11 protein-coding genes, 2 tRNA genes and 1 pseudogene are annotated in these 21,941 nt (G+C 39.4%); 6 read left to right on the top strand and 8 right to left on the bottom strand.

All coding sequences use genetic code 11. The features are described 5' to 3' along the window. Nucleotides 1-56: 56 nt before the first annotated feature. Nucleotides 57-1,382 (bottom strand): signal recognition particle-docking protein FtsY, encoded by a 1,326-nt coding sequence (gene ftsY / locus BFS05_RS02185; protein ID WP_374703760.1) that lies wholly within the window; start codon nt 1,380-1,382, stop codon nt 57-59. Between the two features lie 455 nt (nt 1,383-1,837). On the opposite strand from ftsY, the gene BFS05_RS02180 reads away from it, so the two are divergent. Continuing rightward, the gene (locus tag BFS05_RS02180; protein WP_103084411.1) at nt 1,838-2,146 is read left to right on the top strand and encodes a mycoredoxin; all 309 of its coding nucleotides are present in this window, start codon (nt 1,838-1,840) and stop codon (nt 2,144-2,146) included. 187 nt (nt 2,147-2,333) lie between these two features. Next, a tRNA-Lys gene (locus tag BFS05_RS02175) sits at nt 2,334-2,406 on the top strand. A gap of 325 nt (nt 2,407-2,731) precedes the next feature. Here the strand turns inward: BFS05_RS02175 and BFS05_RS02170 are convergent. From BFS05_RS02170 to BFS05_RS02140, 7 genes are all read right to left on the bottom strand, one after another. Beyond that, on the bottom strand, nt 2,732-2,911 hold the full coding sequence (locus tag BFS05_RS02170; protein WP_103084410.1) for a DUF6903 family protein: 180 nt from the start codon (nt 2,909-2,911) through the stop codon (nt 2,732-2,734). Next, the gene (locus tag BFS05_RS02165) at nt 2,908-3,804 is read right to left on the bottom strand and encodes a carbohydrate ABC transporter permease (protein WP_103084600.1); all 897 of its coding nucleotides are present in this window, start codon (nt 3,802-3,804) and stop codon (nt 2,908-2,910) included. Before BFS05_RS02165 ends, BFS05_RS02170 begins: the two co-directional genes overlap by 4 nt. A 15-nt stretch (nt 3,805-3,819) precedes the next feature. Continuing rightward, nucleotides 3,820-4,761: a carbohydrate ABC transporter permease gene (locus tag BFS05_RS02160; RefSeq protein ID WP_103084409.1), complete on the bottom strand. Its 942-nt coding sequence runs from the start codon at nt 4,759-4,761 to the stop codon at nt 3,820-3,822. A gap of 225 nt (nt 4,762-4,986) precedes the next feature. Continuing rightward, nucleotides 4,987-6,324 (bottom strand): carbohydrate ABC transporter substrate-binding protein, encoded by a 1,338-nt coding sequence (locus BFS05_RS02155; RefSeq protein ID WP_103084408.1) that lies wholly within the window; start codon nt 6,322-6,324, stop codon nt 4,987-4,989. A 407-nt stretch (nt 6,325-6,731) separates the two neighbouring features. After that, the gene (locus BFS05_RS02150) at nt 6,732-12,803 is read right to left on the bottom strand and encodes an endo-alpha-N-acetylgalactosaminidase family protein (RefSeq protein ID WP_103084407.1); all 6,072 of its coding nucleotides are present in this window, start codon (nt 12,801-12,803) and stop codon (nt 6,732-6,734) included. Nucleotides 12,804-13,459: 656 nt separating this feature from the next. Beyond that, a complete protein-coding gene (locus BFS05_RS02145) occupies nt 13,460-14,869 on the bottom strand; it encodes a DUF4032 domain-containing protein (protein ID WP_103084599.1) in 1,410 nt (469 codons plus the stop codon). 220 nt (nt 14,870-15,089) lie between these two features. Next, nucleotides 15,090-16,217, bottom strand: a complete 1,128-nt coding sequence (locus BFS05_RS02140; protein WP_103084406.1) for an ABC transporter ATP-binding protein — start codon at nt 16,215-16,217, stop codon at nt 15,090-15,092. Between the two features lie 277 nt (nt 16,218-16,494). Here BFS05_RS02140 and BFS05_RS07195 point away from each other — a divergent pair. From BFS05_RS07195 to BFS05_RS02115, 4 genes and pseudogenes are all read left to right on the top strand, one after another. After that, nucleotides 16,495-17,370, top strand: a pseudogene (locus tag BFS05_RS07195) (serine/threonine-protein kinase); the annotation flags it as partial. 1,171 nt (nt 17,371-18,541) lie between these two features. Continuing rightward, complete coding sequence (locus BFS05_RS02130; RefSeq protein ID WP_103084404.1) at nt 18,542-19,417, top strand: DsbA family protein; 876 nt, start codon at nt 18,542-18,544, stop codon at nt 19,415-19,417. Nucleotides 19,418-19,574: 157 nt separating this feature from the next. Next, nucleotides 19,575-19,648: transfer RNA gene (locus BFS05_RS02125), tRNA-Thr, on the top strand. A 644-nt stretch (nt 19,649-20,292) separates the two neighbouring features. Beyond that, a complete protein-coding gene (locus tag BFS05_RS02115) occupies nt 20,293-21,864 on the top strand; it encodes an aggregation-promoting factor C-terminal-like domain-containing protein (protein ID WP_103084403.1) in 1,572 nt (523 codons plus the stop codon). The last annotated feature ends 77 nt before the right edge of the window (nt 21,865-21,941 follow it).

Genomic DNA, 21,941 nt, shown 5'->3' with positions numbered 1-21,941 from the left:
TCGTTCCAAGAAAATTGACAATAAATTTATGCAAAATCTTGCAAATTACTGTAATTTCATGAAAGTATTCCGTCTACGAAACTTTCTGGTTCAAATGGAGCTAAATCATCTGGTCCTTCTCCCAATCCAACAAGTTTTACCGGAACGCCTAATTCTCGTTGAACAGAAATTACGATTCCACCTTTAGCTGATCCGTCAAGTTTAGTTAAAACTACACCTGTTATGCCAATAGCTTCAGCGAATACTTTTGCTTGAGCCATTCCGTTTTGACCAGTAGTTGCATCAAGCACAAGCAATACTTCATCAACAGGCATAGTTTTTTCTATAACTCTGCGAATCTTACCTAGCTCATCCATTAAATTGGACTTATTTTGTAAACGTCCAGCAGTATCTACTATTAACGCATCAACGTTTGTTTTACTCGCCTGCTCAGCCGCATCAAATGCCACAGAAGCTGGATCTGCTCCATCTTTAGCGGAACGTACCACTGGGACATTAACAGAAGCAGCCCATGTTGAAAGCTGATCTGCAGCGGCCGCACGGAATGTGTCAGCAGCTGCAAGCATGACAGAACGATTTTTGGATACAAACAACCTAGCTAACTTGCCAACAGTTGTTGTTTTACCTGTTCCATTCACTCCAACCGTCATGATTACGCTTGGGTGATGAGCACTAGGCTTATCAATATTTAAACTTCGATCCGTATGCTCACCAACAAGCTCTAAAAGCTTAGCTCGCAAAGCATCATGCACTTCATTAGAAGTTGAAACACCGGTAATACGAGCGTCTTTACGTAAAGATTCAACAAGCTCTTCACTTGCTTGAGTGCCGACATCAGCCAGAAGAAGCGTATCTTCAACTTCTTCCCAATCTGATTGCGAAATACGATCCTTAGTTAGAATCGCAAATAGTGCCTTGCCAAAAGGATTTGCACTCTTAGATAATCGCGCGCGCAAACGCTCTAAACGAGAAGGAGTAGATTCAGGAAGATTAATAGGCTTAGACTCTTGGACCTGCTCTGGTTCAGCTTCTTTCGTATTTTGCTCAAGACCAGATTCAGAATCTAAAGCTGCCTCAGGCTCAGAAACTGGTTCTGGTTCTGGCTCTGGCTCAGACTCTGGTTCTGGCTCTGGCTCAGGCTCAGACTCTGGTTCTGGCTCTGGCTCAGGCTTCACTTCCTCAATCTCAGGCTCCAAAGCTACCTGCGACTCAGGCTCTGATTCACGCTCAATCTCTGGCTCAGAAACTAAATCTGCCTTAATCTCAGATTCGGGCTGATCAGCTTTTGGTTTATCAGACGCAGCCTTCTCAGACGCAGCCTTCTCAGACGCACGCTCCTCAGACGCACCTTCTAAAGATTCTTTTCTGACAGCTTCTTCAATATTATTATCTTTATTCTCTTCATTTTTTTTATTTTTATTCTTAAAGAATCGAACAAAGCTATAACAAATTACGATAAGAACAACAGCAACAACGGAATACGCAAAAAAATTTTCCGAGTCGAAAACGCTAAATAAACTAAACAAGTTAAACATACATCAAGCATATGAAACTCAAAGTACATGAACAATATAATATATAAGTTTTTTTATTACTTTTTCACATTTTGAACAATGAAATTACTGGCATAAACAATTATTTATCACATAAATCTGCTGTCTATTATTTACGATTCTGATGCTCAATCAAACTTAAATGAACTCAATCAGACTTATATAGACTAAATTAAATTTACTTAAACTTGATTAAATAAGTGAAGATAAGTAATTTATTTATGTTGTCGTAATATCGAATAAGTTACCTATAAATCCGAAAATAAATAAAGAAAAGAAGGATCATGAATTCTTACACTGAATCTACTGAAAACGCAGAGCAGGAAAACGCAAACAATAATGCAATCAATAGCGCAAGCATTCACGTATATGGAGCCGATTGGTGTGGAGATTGCATTAGAGCCAAAGCTGCACTTAACAGATACGGAGCTGCATTTATATGGCATGACATTGAATCCGAGGAAGGTGCCGCAGAAAAAGCTGTAGAAATTAGCGGACAAAAACATATACCTGTAGTAATTTTCCCAGATAACTCATTTATGGTTGAGCCTTCTGCTGTGCAGATTAAGGAAAAGTTAGATTCCTTAAAGTAATTAGACAAATCAGACGAATTTGAATAATTAAAATAATTTGAATAATTAAATAGCAGCTTTTTAAAAAGTGCGAGCGATTTAAAAGGCTTGAGTGTTTAACAAAACTTGAGCCTAACTGTTAGTAATCAACACGCGCAACACATTGCATTCACATAGTCGTTTGAATGTAGTATACTTATCAGCTGTTGCCCCTTTAGCTCAATTGGCAGAGCAGAGTCCTTTTAAGTCTTGGGTTGTGGGTTCGAGTCCCACAGGGGGCACTTTTTTATGCCTTGATTACGGGTTATTTAGGGGTTGTTCGGATTATTTCCCAAAAAACTTATTACACACGCATAAATCAAAACGGGGTTATCCCGGGTTATACCCCCCCCCCAAAAAAAACATTGACTTGCAATGCACGTTAGCTAAATATTCATATTCGTATAAATACAAATCCAAATATTCAGAACGTACACACTGCAAGTCAATGCTATGTAATTATTGAATACTTAATTATTGAATACTTAATTATTGAATACTTATTGAGTACTTATCGATTAATTATCGAGTAGTATCAACTGTTATCAATTATTTATCTGTTACTTACTACTTATTGCGCAAGTTGTACCACCAAAGCATGCAAATAACACCAATCAAGCCAATTAACTCCAATCCGAGATTAAATAAGCTTGTTTTACTTGCACCCACAATTGTCAGCACAACAAAAGCCAAATAAAGTACTAATTTGAAGAAGACACTTAATGCTTTAATTAATTTCTCACTCATTTGATACCTCCCATATTTGAGGTTTCAAGCAAACGCTTTTGCACGATTGCATAGAATATAAGAACAGGGACCATAACAATAACCATGCCAGCATATAAACGACCATAATTTGTAGCCGCCTTTTGCGTTTGCATAAGATTTAGTAAGCCAACTTGAACAGTATGATTTTCGCCAGGCATCAAAGTCATGGAAATAATATAATCATTCCAATAGCTTAAGAAGTTGAAAAGCATAGACATCGCGATTGCAGGCTTAGCCATAGGGAAGAACACTCGAACCATAATCTTAAATTGCGATGCGCCATCAATCATTGCAGCTTCTTCATATGCTTTAGGAATTGACGCAAAATAATCTTGCAAAAGGAATATTGTGAAAGGCAATGACATAACTGCGTAAACAAGCGACAACACAAATATATTATTTACAAAAATGCCTTCTGGCAAAAATTCCATAACAATTTTGTCTGCTCCAACAAACATCAAGAAGATTGGAACAATAATATAATTTGCATTAATAAACAGTCCGCATTGAACAGCGAGTTTAAGCAACCTTCGTCCAGGAAACTCAAATCTAGCCAAAGCGTACGAGCATGGCAAGCCAATAACCAAAACTAAAATCATTGATAGCACAGTTACTATTACCGAAGTTCCGAAGTATTGGCCTAAATGAGCATCTACGAAAGCATCAACATAATTCTGCCAATGGAAACCTTTTGGTAAAGTCCAAGGACTTCCATAAAACTCGCTTTTATCTTTAAACGATGCAATAAATACCCATATAGTTGGAACAGCAATACTTAATGCAGCAAAAACGAGCACTATCTGACCGACTATGCGGCCAAAATTCCAACTATTGCCCTGCTCGTGAGCCCTAAGATTATTATTAGATTTCATAATCACATACCTTCCTTAATGCTCAAGAACTTCGCTCTTTGTAACCATGTTCACAATCAGAGACACGACAAAGCTAAATACGAAGATAACTACGCCGATTGCCATACCGTATCCATATGAAGAATTCGTATAAGCTTGCGAGTACATGTATCCAAGAAGAACTTGTGACGCATTATCAGGACCACCATTAGTCAACGCCATTACAAGAACGAAGCTTAAATTAACAGAACTTAGAATAAAGAACGTCAACGTTGTGCGCAAATTATTCCAAATAAGTGGGATAGTAATTGAGAACAATTGTCTCGTTTTACTAGCTCCATCAATTCTTGCAGCTTCATATATTTGCGGATCAATTCCAGCCATCGAAGACATATACATGACCATGTAGTAGCCCAACGACTGCCAAAGCATTGCCAATCCTATTGAATAAATTACAATTTTTTGATCGCCTAGCCACATTATCTTAACTGCATCTAAATGCAATAAATGTAACAAAGCATTTAAAAGTCCATCTTTTTGATCATAAATCGAAGAGAAAATTGCTGCTACAACAACAATCGAAAGAACAGCAGGCACGTACAAAATAAAGCGTATAAGACTGCTTCCAATAATTCGATTTTGCATAAGTATAGCGGCGAAAATAACAGCTAAAGGCAACGTAACAGACGTAACAACCACCAATAGCAAAACAGTATTTTGGAATACGTGTATGAACTTCATATCGCCAAGAAGCTTTTGGAAATTAGCTAAACCAACAAACTTCTTATCGTCGGAATATCCGCTCCACTTATATGCAGACATGCGGAAAATATTTATCGCTGGGATGAAGATAAATATTAACAACAGAATTGCTGTAGGCAAAGAACACAGCAGGCCAAACCTCGCACGCTTTTTATCCAAATCGGTGCTAACACCTTTGTTGCGCAAACGATTTAACGATTGCTTAAGATTTAACATTATAAATTCCTTTGTGTGTAAATAAATAACCCCTACTGCATGTAATTACGACTAGCATAACAACCTTGTTATTTCATCTAAGTAACTATTTGAGCAGCCTGAAGTATCAATGCCATTAATTTATAAAAACTAGAAATTATCGGCAAAAGGCGGGCACCAACAGCGGTAACTGCAGTGCCCGCCTATTTTAGGTGAATTAATTCACATGCTTAACGGACGAACTCACTACTGAGCAGCAGCAGCATTCAAAGCGTTGCTTGTATCGTTCAACTGATCAATCCACTGCTTCAAAGTCTTTTGCTTAGATGCAATAGAATCGACAGCGTTGTAAAGATCTTCCTTAATATTCTTTCCTTCTACGGAAGCTGTAGTGGAGAACGATCCTGAAACAGCGTGAACATTTGGCTCGTTATAAGCGTCATAGAAGAACTTCATGCTAGGATCAACCTTATCAGGCATACCCTTGATTGGCTGTACAGCACCGGTCTTTACGAAGATCTCAGCAGCCTTATCGGAGTACAAGAAGGCCATGAACTTCTTAGCTTCTTCCTTATGCTTTGCCTTAGATGGGATCCAGACAGCTTCAATCGTGGTATTGATATGGCGGATTCCATCCTTATTCAAGGTAGGAACTGGAGCGAATCCCCACTCAAATCCATCCATACGAGGAGCATCCTTCATCTCATTAACAATCCAAGTACCGTTTGGCATGAACAGCGACTTGCCATCCAAAATGGACTGCTGATTCTTGGTGAAGTCCTGAGCATTAGCATAACCAACAGTATTAGGATTGAGGTATTCAGTAACAAGCTTTGTTGCGATGCTTAATACCTTCTTAGCATTATCAGTCTTCCAAACATCCTTCTTGTATGTCATAACATCCTTGAAGAATTCTTGACCACCGATATCAGCAATAAGAGCATTGAAGAATCCATCGAAGTAACCAGCGGTTGGGTAAGTGAACAGCGAGATACCCTTTGCCTTGGCTTGATCGCCGAGCTTGAACATTTCATCCCAAGTTGTTGGAACTTTCCAACCATTCTTCTCAAGCAGAGTCTTATTGTAAACTAAGCCAGATGGAGAGTAATACATTGGCATAAGATAAGTATCACTGTTCCCGTAAGGATTTGTGTACAAACCAATCACACCATCAATAAGCTTCTCTTTAACAGTCTTAGACTCGCCTGGAACTTTGATGTCCAAAACGTCATTCAACTTATCCAAGGCCTTATCCTTTAACAGAGTTTCTGTTAAACCAGAAGGAGTACCCTGGGCAAGCTCAACGATATCTGGATAATTTCCAGCCTTCATACCAGGAGTGATTTCATCTTCAATCTTCTTAGAAGTGACTAAATCAATCTTGACATTTGGATTCAGCTTCTCATATTCTTTTACAACGTCTTTATACATCTGAGAACCATATCCGCCCTCAAATGCAGCAAACTTAAGCGTTACTTTACCGTTGGCACCAGTTGAATTAGTACCGCAGGCAGCAACACCGAGCAACATCGCGCCGGCGCCTAATGCTGCAACAAGACGCGTTATTTTATTAAAACAAGACATCCTTGTACCTCCTATTTATGCCGAACCGGTTTAGCAGCCTTGCTTCAACTGATCGACGTTTGTGTATGTGCTTCCTCACACATTTTTAATTGTACACTATGTTTCCAAAAAACAAAATAAAAAATCAGAAAAGTTTTAATAATATTTTTTACACTCACATTTAACTAATAACATCAACATTTATAAGGAAAATGACAGGCGATTTTGAAACAAAAATTACATAATTGTAATTTAAAACCATCGCATTTAAACAAAGACCTAAAGCATTATTGGATTCATAATAATCTATCCTTACATAAAAAGAGGGGCAAAAGATTGCTATAATTCACAAACTTTTACCCCTCAAATAACGGCGTAAAGCCGTCATCATTTAATTATGCATCATTTAATTATGCATCATTTAATTATCAGATTGCGCGGCGAACGAGAATAGCGCCAGCTGAAATAATCAGCAATACGCCAACAGCGAGAACACTAATCACGTTCACACCACTGTTTGTAAGGCGAGTAGCATTATTTGCGGCACTCTCCTTACTTCCAGTAGCTTTCTTCGTAGAATTAGCCACAACAATATTCGTCCAAGCAATCTGCTTGCCCTTCTTATCAACCAAAGCAACTGTATGCTTTCCAGAATAATCAGCTGGGAACATGGCATCAAACTGAGGCTTGCCGTTAACAATGCGAACGGTTACATACTTTGAACCATCGGCGCCCTTAAGCAATCGCGGAGACGAGTAGATGTAGGCATAAGCATACGCAACACCATCACGCTTCAAAGTTTCATAGAACTCAGAATTCGTAATATTGAGCAATACTTTATTTACCGCACCCGGCTGCGCAACATTATCATTGCCAACAGTAAGTTTGCCATTTAATTCCGCTTTAAGGTGCTGCACCGTTGCTGGAGCTGCAGGAGCAGGAGCAGATTCTGCTGGCTTTACCGAATCAGGAGTAGATTCTGCTGGAGCAGGCTGATTTGTTGGAGCTACAGGATTTGCTGGAGCCGGCTGAACTGGAGCTGGAGATTGCTCTGAAGGAGCAGGAGTCGGCACCGTTGGAGTAGCTGGCTTAACCGGAGCCGGTTTAGCAGGCTGTTCAGCAGGAGCAGGAGCTGCAGGCTTCGAAGGAACAGTTTCTACAGGAGGAACAGATGGCACTGCCGGAGCTGGCTTTACTGGAGACGGAACCGTAGGAACTGCAGGAACTGTAGGCACTGCAGGTACCGTAGGAGTTGGCACCGCTGGAGCCGGCTTTGCTGGGTCAGGAACAGTTGTAGAAGGATCAACCGGAGCGTTACCATTAATAGATTCCGCAGCCTTAGTTTCCTTCATTGCAGCACGAAGCTCAACAATAGCTTTCTGTACATCTTCAACAGATGCATCAGCATTCTTATCTACAGACTTTGCAGATTCGATTGCTTTTTGCAATGCACTCCACTTATCTGCAGCGTAATCAGCTTCAGAAAGGCCGCCAGCCTTCTTAATAACTGACTTTAGCTCTGTTTTATCAGCAGCAATCTTAATATCTTGAATCTCACGGTTAGTTGTCAAACGCAATTCAGCAGCAGATGCAAATCTATTTCTTTCATCGCTTTTTGCACCGCTAGAAGACAACGCTGTCAAACGTACCTTCTTGACATTTTCAATTTGCTTACCGAAATCAACCTTTTCCCAGTTACCGTTATTCTTAAAAGTACCACTCTTTATTACTGGATTTCCTTCAGTAGGAGTGATAGTAACCTTATACATTATAATCTTTCCGTTATCTCCACTACTTCTAGGAAGATATCGCAAAGCACTAATAGTCATAGGCTTCTTAAGAGTAAACTCAAACCACGCATCACCTTGATGAACCGCAGATTCATCCCAAGCGGTATGCCACCAAGTATTAGGGTCATTATCGACAGCAAACTCTGCAGGTCCTTCATTACCATACTTTTCTTGAGCGCTTCCAACAGATATGTCATATTCGTTGCGAGCAACGTCAAACTTATCGTCTAATGGCAAAGCTGGAGCAGTCTTCATAAATGAATCCAAGTACTCAAGAATAGCTACAGCGGACGCAAAGTCTTCAGATTTTGCTCCCTTTCGATTAAGAATAGAGTGAGCAAGTGCCATCTTTTCAACATATGTTCGCTGTGCTGACTCTGCAAAATTCTTACGCTTTGAATCCCACTTCTGCTTAATTTCATTGTATTTATTCTGAGCCTGCTCACGTGTTGTTACAGAATCATCCTCTTTAATCTTAAGATTATCAAGAATGAAATCCCTATAACCGCCAAAGTTTGCTCTAGCAGAATCTGGACTTACGCCGCTAGGTAATTTTTCTGCAGTACTTGTTGAGAAAATACCAAACCAAGTATCACCATCATCTCCACCAATAACTGTGAACTTATGATGCTTTGTAGTACCTTTAGCTTCATCGAGAGGAATCTTTGAAACCTTATCAGATGCAAAATCACCATTGCCAATAGCAACAGCATATGTGCCATTACTACCAGACTGGTAATCAAATTCAACTGTGTACTTTTTACCTGGCTTAAATGTGAAGTTCTGCGGAATTGTGCGATAAACAAGATTATTCTTGCGAACTAAACCGTTTATTTTAACAGACCAATTCCCGCCAAGAACATCATCTACTTCCTTCACATCCCATCCAGCTTGAGTAAATGGAGCGTGCTTTTCAGAAAGATGGATTCTATTATCTTCTACACGCTCTGATCCAGAGATAACGAATGGCCAAATACCCTGAGCATTATGTTCAAAGTCGTTTTCAAGACCGATTACCTCGCCCTTGGAGTTAAACTTCAAACCTTTATACTCATTTTCAACAACACGAACGTCGTCGAAATAAGTATCTTCAGCGCCAAGATGCTCAAGCTCTAAAGTAGTCTCGCCACTTTGCGGAGCATCAAAGAACACATACATGTTCTGGAAGTAACTACTACCTCCTACTGTTGCAGAACTAGTGTTATGAGAATAAGCTTTAACGTAATTCGCGGCTATGCTTCGCATAGTTGAGTTGCTTGCAAGCACCTTACCACCAGAACGAACTGTCATACGAGCAGCAGCATCAGAACGATTATCAACGCCTACATACAGAGCATAACGCTTACCAGGCTTCAAATCAGTTAGCTTCTGAGTTGCCTTCACTTTTCCTGTAAGTTTAAGCATAGGATTACTAAACTGACTCTTAGCAATACTTGCAGTGCCATTTCCTTCAATATTCCAATTCTTCTTAAGCGATTCTTCACCGCCATTGAATCCGGCATCTACAATATGCATATTTTCACTCCAAGTTACATGCAATTGTTCTGCCTTGGCATCACCCTTGTAAATAACATATGGAGTTTTAGCGAGAGCGTTTAACGTAATTTGTCCATTAGCGACATTTACAACAGTTCGCTCGGTTTTACCGAGATCTGTTAACTTATAAACGCTTACGTTAGCAAGATTTTCCCAGCCATTCGGCAACTTCCATGTAGTTGTACCGCCTACAGTATTCCAGTGGTAAAGCTTTTGCTTTGAATCATCCACAAGTTTTCCTGTATTGACATCCCACATCCACGGCAAAAGATAAGACTCGTTTCCTACACCTTTACCATCTCCAGGCGTTACAGCACCGGTCGCAATTAACTTACCGTTTAATGTAATAGTGCGATTGCGATAAGCAGTTAAGCCAGAATTATTCGATCCGCGCGCAATAACAAGCTTATTGCCATGATTATCTACTAAATCAATTTGCTCGCTACCGTTATTAGTATTACGATCGCGCACAGAAGAAGAATCCAGCGGGCTATTTACCCAACGAGATACCTTGAAATGCTGGATAAACTTAGTGGACAAATCATGCGTGAACAAATTCCTAATGTATGCATCATAATCATTACGTCCTTGCCAGCCTTCGAAGTCCTTCATATTGTATCCACCCAACAGCGGAGCGTTTGCAGCGCCGTAGTAGGTAGGATAATCGCCGATCCAGCTATCTTTTTGATGGTTACGAAGGAAGCGCATAACTTGAGAGTTTTCTCCCTTCATCTTAGATCCACCGTAAGTTAAATCAGCAGCCCAATGTTGGAATGTGGAATCATATTCGTTTCCAGCACCCCATTCAGTAGTCATACGCCAGCCATTCTTGTTAATCATCTTAGACATTTTGCGAGTTTCCCAAGAATCCTCACGACTGCCAGAAACAAGATTTCCCCAAACATCAAGATAAATGAAGTCCATATTGTCTTTGACTTCTTCCTTCAATTTATCAAAACGCTTTTCACGGGAATTAGATGCTAAATCGTAAATACCGTCTATACCAATACCTTGATCAAGCCAATTCCAGCCATAGCTCAAGCTACTTCCCCTACGGCGAACCATATCTTCAGTGAAAGCTTTAGCTTCTGGATACATTTCCGAAGCATTCACATGTACGCCAAAGCGAGCACCGTATTTCTTACCCTTTTTCATTAAGGTATTCATATCATCTGCGCCGCCAAGTCGCTTGCCAATATCAGCATAATCTGGGTGACCAGAATCATGACCTTCATTGCCATAACCCTTTAATAGCACTGACTGTCCGAGACCATCAGTATTAAGAGCAACTTTCTTAACATTATCGAGAGTTGTAAGGAATGGATTTTGCGCTTGTCCACCAAAATTCATTGCAATTCGCCATGCAACTAATTCTGGAACTTCTTCATACTTGTACGGATTATTCATAATATCGCGATAGGCGATAGCTCCATCCTGCCACGTAATAGAATTATCACCATTCAAATCGCCAGCAATTGCCACAGACATTTTTGGCATATCTGTTTCTGGAACAGTATATCTACGTCCTTTGCTGTCTTCGACAACTCGATGGTAATACCATGGTGCACTAGTTAACCCAAGCCTTGTTCCTGCAAATTCTGATTTAGTAGATGCAATAACGCGAGTATTCTTAGAACCACCTTCAATTCCAGAATATGCAGCAGTTCCATTATGTTCAGAATTGCTCCACAAACCAGCGCTTAGCTGATTATTTGAAACAAATCCATAAGTGTAATCGCCCTTATCCCTTATGGAATATCCGTTAGTAACTGCAACAGTTTTATCTCCAGGAATATTCGTATTCGAAGACATGCGAGCTCCTGTAAATGTAGCTCCTTCTTGAGAGCTGGTTACAGAAACTAAATTATTTCCAGGGAAATAAAGCGTTTGAATAGGATGACTTTCGCCAGCATTATTAACGATTTTTGTGACATTGAAGTGTAATTGATTTGCCTTAACGCTCATATCAACAGTAATTTCTGCATCAATATTTTTATCTGCATTTTTTACTTTAAGAACGTATTGAGCCTTAGTGTTATCGATTTTCTTAAATGTAACGTCAGAATCTTGTAGTTTAACATTTACACCATTTATAGAAACAGTGCGAATGTCACTGCGCTGGGCTTCCATTATGCGATTTTCAAGCTTTAGCATCTTGTAGTAAGAAACAGCTGGGAAATTCTTATGGAGAACAGCTTCCATATCTTCAGTTTTCAGTGTTTCAGTATCAAATACGCCTGTTTTTTGTAGCGTTATATCGCCTAATTTAGAATCTGAATCAGATACTGAAATTTCCTTGGTGAATTCATCGTATCCGTCAGCGATGGCAGAAAGAGTGAATTTACCAGGCTCTAAATCATTAATAGAAAACTCACCATTATTGTTAGTGTTAACAACTTTATTAGCACATTGAACTCGAGCATTTTTAAGAGGAGCATTATCTTGTCCTAAGATTTTTCCAGAAACGCTATAAGTGAGGCTAGGAGCATTAGGATCTCTCACTTCTATATCCGTGATTTCATTGCCGTAGGAACCTGCTCTAATAGCTAATTTATTTGAAAGCTTATCTTTCATGCTTGAGTAATCAACTTGGAGGACAATTCGTCTATCTACGCGAACTACAGCCTTGTTTTCGCCCCAGCGAATATTTACTTCGGTTTTTCTACCAGCTTGTGGAGGAGCTACGCGCTTCCCGTTAAAGTATTCGCCGTCTCCGCCATACCTTTGCCAGAACCATCCTTGAGCGTCAAATCCTATAAAAAGGCCGCTATTAGGATTTTTGTATCCAAGATAGAATCCGAATCGATTCTTACCTCCATCTTCTTTGGTTTTAATAATAGTTGTGAACACTCCAGAAGAATCCGCAAAATTATATTCTGCTTTATTAACAGCTATTGCAGGGTATTGCAAAGGATTTTCTGCCGAATTACCATTCTGACTGCTGGATTTAAAATGATACCAGCCATACTTTTTTTCGAGTACTTCTCCACCCTTTTTTGTTGATTCATCTAAGGACCAATCAAAATCAGATTGCGGATTTTCTTTTGCACCTGTGCTTATTTGCGATATGGCACTTAAGCCATTAGCCCACGCCGGAGTAGCAAAAGCAAAACTACCTACCAATGGCATTATTGATAGGGTAGCAGCAACAGTGCCAGCCACCAATCGTTTCATATTTTACCTTTTCTACCAGTGAAATTTTGGATAAAAAATTTTGATAATTAATTAATTTTTATCATTTATTATTGCGAGCTCTTCAATGAGCTCGCTTTAACAATCAACACGAATATTACGAATATTTTAATCACGGTAAAACTGTTATTTTGAGCTTGTACCTCCTTCTATCCATTGAGTTTTGTGCAACTTCGCGCCTTAAACTCATTATGAATAAATATTAAGTAAAAATAATTGTACATGAAGTTTCCAAAAAGTAAAATAAAAAATAAATATTTTTTATACTATTCAGGGGTATACTCTAATTATTTGTAATATAACAGCGTTTTTTACCTATTACCTTTCTGTTTTTGAGGAAAATATTTTAATACTTATTCCTTACTTTTAATATATTTATAAGCCAAAAATGCCTCATATTTATACGCTAGAAAATAAATAAGCTACTTCAAAAAAGAGGCACAAATTATAACTACGTGAAAATATAGTGAATTATTATAAAATGCGAGAAATTATAAGAAAAATAACCTAATTTAATTAAAAAATAAAAATCTGAAGATGCTATAAGGATAATAAAAGCAGCTACTTTCATATCGTAAATTACGTTTACAAAAATAGCTGCTGTTTTAATAGATAAACTGCGAAAAAATTACATATTTTTAGCTTGCCCAGACGCTTGCATCTTGGTCTTCATCTTCATCCGGATTGTATGCAGCTTTCGAATACGTATATTCATCATCAACTACGCCAGAATCAGCATCAGCATTAATCGCAGCAAGCACACCCTTATCCATCTTGTATTGAGGAAGCACATTTTTAATGTAACTTGTCACCGCATCCTGCATAGAAACATCATGGCCAACTTTCTCAGCCATAAACCAACGATGATCCAAAACTTCATGGAAGAATTGAGCAGGCTGAATTTGAGAGCGGAATTCAGGCGGAATCATGCGGACAGTTGGCTCAAATACTTCGCGCATCCAATCTGTTGCAACAATTTCCAGCTCTTCTCCTTGCCTCCAAGTAGAAGTCCTGTAAGCATCCAAATCATTAAGCAAACGACGAGCTTGATTTTCTTGCACATCTAAGCCTGTTAGTCGCAAAAGCTTACGCGATGCATACCCAGCATCTACAACTCGCGGACGAACCAAAACTCGACGGCCATCTTCAGATGTTTTCATCTCAAGCTCATCAACGTCAAAACCTAATTCATTCAAACGATTAACGCGTCGTTCGATACGCCACATTTCGTCAGGGCTAAATTTATCAACATCTGTAAGAGTACTCCAGAGAGAATGATATCTATCTACCAAACGATTGCCGACGCTAATTTCATCAACTTCTCCAGGCAATAATTGACCGGAACTCAAATCCATTAACTCGCCAATAATATTCGTTCGAGCCAAATCAATATCATACTCACGCTGGCCTTGAGTCAAACTATTATGCAAATCACCAGTTTCAGCATCAACTAGAAACGCAGAAAAAGCATCTGCATCGCGCAAGAACAAAACGTTAGAAAGAGAAACGTCACCCCAATAAAAACCAGAAAGATGTAAACGAACCATTAAAACTGCAAGAGCATCAATAAGTCTTTCTGCAGTATCTGGTCTTAAAGTGCGAGCAAATAACGCACGGTAAGGAAGAGAAAACTTTAAATGACGAGTAACTAGCATAGCCTCTAAAGGCTCACCATTTGCATCTTTACGGCCTGCAACAACGGCAAGAGGTGTTACAGTTGGCAATTCCAGTTTCCTCAAACGACGAAGCAATTCATATTCTCGTTCAGCTACTTGCCTAGTGATTTCCTTCATAGCATAAACTTCGTCGCCAACGTGAACGAATCGCACAACGTGCCTAGAAATACCGCGAGGAAGATTAACAAACAAATCTTTAGGCCATTGTGAAAGTGGAAGCTCCCACGGAAGCATAAACATTCGAGGGTTCGACACTGCAGCAGTAATTTTTAACGCTGAAGGCTCTTTCTTTGTAGACTCTTCATCCTGAGCCGAAACAGATGTTGCTTGAACAGCACGCGGATCCATAAGAGGAGCTTCATTCCATTCCATATTGTTTAATATACCCATCAGTTCGAATTATAGCTACGCTTTGTATTTGATATTCATATAAGATGCACAAATATTTTAATGCCGTTAAGCAAAATCCCCATACATTAAACAAATAATAAGAGAATTTGCTTTCATATAATGATGTGAAAAGCGGGGCAGCGTTAAGCAAACCCCGCATCACATTGCATTATATTAACATTTCAATCATGCAAAACAGAAATTAGTTCAAGCGCAATTCAGTAGAAGGTGCAAACAAATGCATCTTTGCTGGATCGATCTTGATCTTTACTATATCGCCAACCTTTGGAAGCGCACGAGGATTCACACGAATAGTAGTGAGCTTGTTCTGATCGGACATCATAGTAGATACTTCTGCAGGAGAACCATCAGTTACGATGTTTCCATAGATGTAACCGTCAGAGCCAAGATCCTCAACGTTAACAACATTCAAGGAGAATGCGTTTGGATCGTCTGAAGTAGCCAAGCTTGCATCTTCTGGACGGAAGCCAACAATAATCTGTCCACGATCTTCTGGAGTAAGCATGTTCACAGCTTCCGGAGGCAAAACAATAGAATCTTCACCAATCTGAGCACGGCCATTTACGACTGGATGCTGATTAATGTTCATGGATGGGGAACCAATGAAGCCTGCAACGAAGACGTTTGCTGGACGATCATAAAGTTCTGTTGGAGCACCAACTTGCTGCAAAACGCCAAGCTTAATTACAGCAATACGATCACCCATCGTAAGAGCCTCAGTCTGATCGTGTGTCACGTACAAAGTAGTAACACCGAGCTGACGCTGCAAAGCTGCAATCTGCGTACGAGTCTGAACACGAAGCTTTGCATCAAGGTTGGAAAGAGGCTCATCCATAAGGAAGACCTTTGGCTGACGAACGATTGCACGACCCATAGCAACACGCTGACGCTGACCACCAGACAAAGCCTTTGGCTTACGATCCAAATACTCAGTCAAATCCAAAACCTGAGCTGCCTTCAAAACTCGCTTCTCAATTTCTGCAGCAGGTACATTAGCAATCTTCAAGGCAAAGCCCATGTTTTGTCTAACAGTCATATGTGGATACAACGCATAGTTCTGGAAGACCATTGCAATATCGCGATCCTTTGGCTGCATAGTAGTAACATCTCGACCACCAATGAAGATGCGACCGCGGTTAACCTCTTCAAGGCCTGCCAACATACGTAATGTAGTAGACTTACCGCAACCGGATGGGCCAACGAGCACAAGAAACTCGCCATCCTTAATAGTCATGCACAAATTATCAACCGATGGCTTATCGTTGCCAGGGTAAATACGAGTGACATGATCAAATATAACTTCTGCCATGATATGTTCCTTTCATCGGCAGGTACGTGCCGAACGATCCGTTGTGAAGGGTGTGCACACAAGCCCGCTTCCAACTTCGGCTGAGGCCTTACGCACACATTACTTATCTGGTCCATTGAAGGTTCTCTTCGTTGAGCCATAATCCAATATAACATGTTCGAGGTGACAAAACACCAAATTTTTTATTAACTTTTCTCGGCGTGTCGCAAATAATATAAATAAATACGCATAATTTATGGTTAACAGTAAAGCTCGGAGTAGGTTTACCATAATAACCATGGACGAAATTAGCATGTTCAATCTAAGCCAAGGTCAAAATATTGGCGGATACACACTTATAAAAAGACTCGGCGGCGGTGCTATGGGCTCAGTGTGGAGAGTTAGCGACGACGGCGGCCAAGAATATGCCATGAAAATTTTGCGCGCAAGTATGTGCAACACTGAAGATAACTCAGATAATGATCAAGATCTTGCACGAACGCGTCTACGTCGAGAAGCGATTGCACTGCAACGAATTCACAATAGTGGAGTTTGCTCAATAGTAGACATGGAACTCGATGCGTCAATCGCATTTATAGTCACAGAACTTATTGACGGTTTAAATTTAAAAGAAGATGTATCAGAAAATGGCCCTTATATTTCTGACGATTTAGAAAGACTTGCGCACAAGCTTATTGAAGCTGTTAAAGCAGTACATGCAGCAGGCATTATTCACAGAGATATAAAACCAACAAACGTAATGATTTCAGCCACAGGACCAGTTTTAGTCGATTTTGGAATTGCGATGGGAGAAGGCGAAAGCCACGTTACTAGAACTGGTCTAGTTATGGGAACACCAGGATTTATAGCTCCTGAAATCATAGAAGGCGGAGATTCTGACGAATTCACAGATTGGTGGTCACTCGCAGCAGTTCTAGCTTTCGCAGCAACAGGAAAACCTGTTTTTGGCACAAAGCCTATGATGGCTGTATTAGAAAGAGCTGCTTCAGGAAATGCAAATCTTAATGGCTTACCTCCATTAACTATGGATGCGTTGCGATCTGCATTAAACCCGGATCGCAATAAAAGATGCACTCCAGACGAACTAGAACAAGCTATTGCAAAAGATGCAGAAGATCCTCTTGCTTGGCAGGAGGCGATGCACCCTTTTGATTTAAATAACGACGCTGATTTCGCATATAAATCAGACGCTCCGAAAACAGTTATTTTCTCTAACAATGCTCAAGATTTCGATACTTCACAAACAGTTGATATTTTGAGAACTGCTAGTGTTTCACATGAAACAGTAATATCAGGAACAACGGCTATCGGGAATCTTAATAGCACAAAAAACGTTAGAAAAAGTTGGCAATATGCTGCAAATGCTGGCGAAACAAATACTCAGGAAACACTCGCGCAAGTAGTACTCTCACAGGAAACGCAATTACAGGAAACGCAATTACAAAATGCGCAACTGCAAGACACGCAACTAGAACAAACAATAATTCAGCCAATACAAGAAACACTCTCACAAGAAGCGCAAGAAACAAACGCGCAAGAAACAATCCAACCAACACAAGAAGCAACACAAGAAGCAGAATCTGCTTCAGAATCTGGTTCAGAATCTGAAGCAGATAGCCAATATCAAGAAAATCTTAAACAATTAACTAGCTCATACATGTTCAGAGGAACAATATTCCTTCTTATCTTTATTCCAATACTTCTAGTTATAACCTGTTTATCTTTAACAACATCACTTTGCTTGCACGTATTACTACTACTTATATCGGCAACAGTAGGCTATAACGTTTCATCCCATATACATCGTCAAACAATAAACGGCACAATGCGTAAAGATAACTTCGTACGCATATTTTCAATACCATGGCATTTTATAAAAGCCATAATTTACACAATTCCTTCAATGCTTATAATTCTTTTAACATCAATACTTGGAGCTTATATCTACCCATTTTTAACTCAATCTAATTCACAACTTATTGCATTTTATATTAATCTTCCAGAATGGTTATCAATTAAAAACTTGACAATACTATTCCCATCGTATGCTCCAGAAATACTTTCACCTACATCAATCGGCTACACAATAGGAGTCTTAATCGGATGGATAATAATAGCTTTACTTAGAAAATCTGCAATAATTCGACTAGGATTAGGTGCAATATTTAGGTCAAAATAACTTAATCCCGTTGATACCGTACATTAAACTAATGTTCCAAGCTAAATAATTCACTTCCTTACAAAAAAATAAATACTTCGCAATTGTGTTGCGCACAAAGGGGATAGCGAAAGAAAAGCAGAAGAAAATCGAAAGGATATGCAATATGGAAACAAAAACCAACAAAAATCAATTAGTAGCATTAATCGTTACTGTAGTAGTGATTTTATGCATGTTTGTAGGAGTTATTCTTTCTACAACTCTTTCTAATTCAAATCATCCAAAAGAGGTTGCAAAAACACAAGCTCGCGAAGCAGCTAAAAATATTAAAGATTCGGAAAAGCCTATCAACATGAATAAAGATGGCGGTATTCCTATCAGCAAAAACGGATATAACAATCCTGTTAGTGGAGTTCCTACTATTGGCGTTTATTCCGATTCCCTGTGCCCAGGATGCGGAAGCTTCAACCGCTCTGCAGATAGAGAACTTATATCAATGATGGAAGCCGGCCAAATTAACTTGGAAATTTATCCAATGTCATTCCTCGACACTTTGTCTAGCGATCATTATTCCTCAAGAGTTATGGGTGGCATTTACTACATTGCAGATCACGATAGCAACCCACAACATCTTGTTGAATTCATCAACAAGATTTTCGCTGAAAACTTCCAGCCAAGCGAAGGCGAAGATTACAAGCCGGTAAGCAATGAAAAACTCGCTGAGCAAGCTGTGGCAGCTGGCGTCCCAGAAGATGTAGCGAAGGTCGCATTTAACCGTCATTACTTGAAGTGGCAAAAAATCATGAACGGCACAACTCCTGATCGTAAGGAATTGTGGAATGTTAGCGGTTCAAACGCAGGCGCTATGACTACCCCAACAGTCACAATCAACGGAAAACTTGTTGATATACCTGCAGCAAGCAAAAAGAATCTTGAAATAATAGATGCCGTTTTGAAGTCTATTGGATTGAATAAGAAGGATATCGGTTCAAGCACAGTAAAGCCAAAGCTTGACGATTCTCACAAGCCAAATGACTTATAAACATTTATAAATAAATATCGCGCATAAGTATTAAGCAAAGTAAAACATAGCCGTCACGATTTAATACTTTTTAAATATGACACGTGCACACTTGCCACTGGCAGGAGGTGCTGGTACACTAATCAATGTTTTGCTAACGCGTATATTTATGCGCTTTGCCTTCTTAGCTCAGATGGCCAGAGCGGCCGCCTTGTAAGCGGCAGGTCGTCGGTTCGATCCCGACAGAAGGCTCCGAGAATAACTTAAATAATAAAATATCCTAAAATTTCTGCTTGTTTTAATCTTTTTCCCTTTTATTTTGAGAATTAGCACTTATTTTCTGAATTTTTAGCTTAAATTCGCCTATTTTCATAAGCAAAAAATATAACTAAAATATACGCTGTCTTGATACTGCGATATTTTGCAAATATGCGTTATTAACATGTTGCGCTAGCTTGAATTACAACAATTACGCGTTAACATAGAAAATACGTAAACAATGCATAAATACAGAAGTAGTCTTTTTGCGAGTAAGAACTCGGAAACCTTCCCCCAACTCAGGGTTTCCGAGAATCGAGAGTGGAGCGTCCCCCAACCTGCTCCACCTCGCAGGGGCGGGAAAATCCCCTTCTCTCCCGCCCCTTTTTCATACCCAATATCAGAAGAAATCCAACTGACTCAAGTTGTCTCAAATTAGCCCATGTTAATTCAGGTTGATTAAGTTAATTCGAATATCGCAAATTTATATTATTTTTTGATTTGCAGACTTCATTTTTTCGTAAACTAGCTATATTTTGAAAATAAACACTCTATTTTTGTTTAAAGCCTTTATTTTCAATCGCATTCATATTAATAGTTAGTTATAATTAAATTCTGATTTCGGGAAGTGAGGTTGCATGATACGTCGATGGACCCCAAAACGCTTTGTTGTGTTTAGACGAGCACGAGTTATAGCTTGCGTAATAACTATCGCTCTTATATGCACAGGATTCTTCGTTTTTTCTTCTCGAAAAGCAGTTGCGCTTACTGTAAATGGAAAGTCGAAAATAGTAACGACTTATGCAATGAGCACACAGCGTCTTCTTGAAGAACAAAATATACACGTAAAAACCCACGACCAAGTAATCACATCTTCCGGAGGAATACTCACAGATCACAGCACTGTTACTGTGAGAAGCTCTTATCAAACTACTGTTACTGTTGACGGAGTAACAATACAGTTCTGGACTGTTGCTACAAGCATAGAGCAGCTTATTGGATTCTTTAGAGCAAACGAAAAAAATGCTGAAAAAATAACAGTTAATCTTCAAAATATTTACGACAAGCTTTCAGGAGGTTTATCAGTAAATAAAGAAGGTCCAGTAACTGTAGTTTGCGATGGGAAAACAAGAGTTGCACCTAACGGCAAACTTCCAGTTAGCTCTATACTCGATTCCTTAGGAATTGTTTTAGGCGGAGAAGATCGAGTTACTGTAGAAAACGAAAATAATAAAACAATATTGCGTATATTGCGAGTAACTCACGGACAAGAAAAACGCACGGTAACAATACCATTTGATACGCAAACTATCACAGATACAAATCTTCCTATAGGAACTCGTATTGTACAAACAGCTGGCGTAAATGGGCAGAGAGAAGACGTCTATAACGTCACATACGTTGATGGCAAAGCAGAATCAGCTACTCTTGCTTCTCAAAAAGTTATTAAACCTGTTATAGATTCTGTAGTATTAGTGGGCGGAAAAGCACAAACTAATCATGCTAATACAAATAAAACTACAACAAAAAATCCTAAACAAAATAATCAGAGTAAGCCTAAAAAGAATAATAAAAATAATTCTGAAAGCCTAAAAGAAAAGACGTCCGAAAATAAGCCAAAAACAAATACTAACAAACAAAATCCTTCAAATAATTCCAATAATAATTCTTCTAACACATCCTCTGAAAACTCTGCTAAAGGCCAGAGCGATGGTCAATCCAAAGGCCAATCCAATGGCCAATCCAAAGATAAAGGCCAGAGCGATGGGCAGAAGAATGATTCACAAAATACGCAAACTCAAAAGCCTGCAGATAATACAGCAAATGGACCTGCTTCAAACGCTCCTGCACCAGCTCCAGCGCCAGAAAATAGCAATAGCATGATTCATGCAACTCCTGAACAAGCTAAACTCTATGCAAAGGCAGCTTGCGCACAATTAGGTTGGACTGGAAAAGATTGGGAAGCTTTAGTTTGGTTATGGAATCGCGAATCGCACTGGAGATGGGATGCTGAAAACAAGAGCTCTGGCGCATACGGAATACCGCAAGCTTATCCTGCTGACAAACTCGGTGACGTATCGCGCGGAGGCGGCCCTAACTGGCGAAATGATGCTTCTGTACAAATCAATTGGGGACTAAATTACATACTAAATAGATACGGAAGCCCTAGTGCAGCTGTTGAACATTCGCGTAAGATTGGCTGGTACTAAATAGCCCAATAAATTAAAAGCAAAATTAACGCTAAAACTAGCAGAGTCAAAAAACAAAGTTAGAAAGCAAAACAAAA

The sequence above is a fragment of the Gardnerella coleohominis genome (assembly GCF_002896555.1).
In the GTDB taxonomy this organism is placed as follows: Bacteria; Actinomycetota; Actinomycetes; order Actinomycetales; family Bifidobacteriaceae; genus Bifidobacterium; species Bifidobacterium vaginale_F.
The sequence above is the reverse complement of the archived record's forward strand: the minus strand, read 5'-3'. Positions and strand labels throughout refer to the sequence as shown.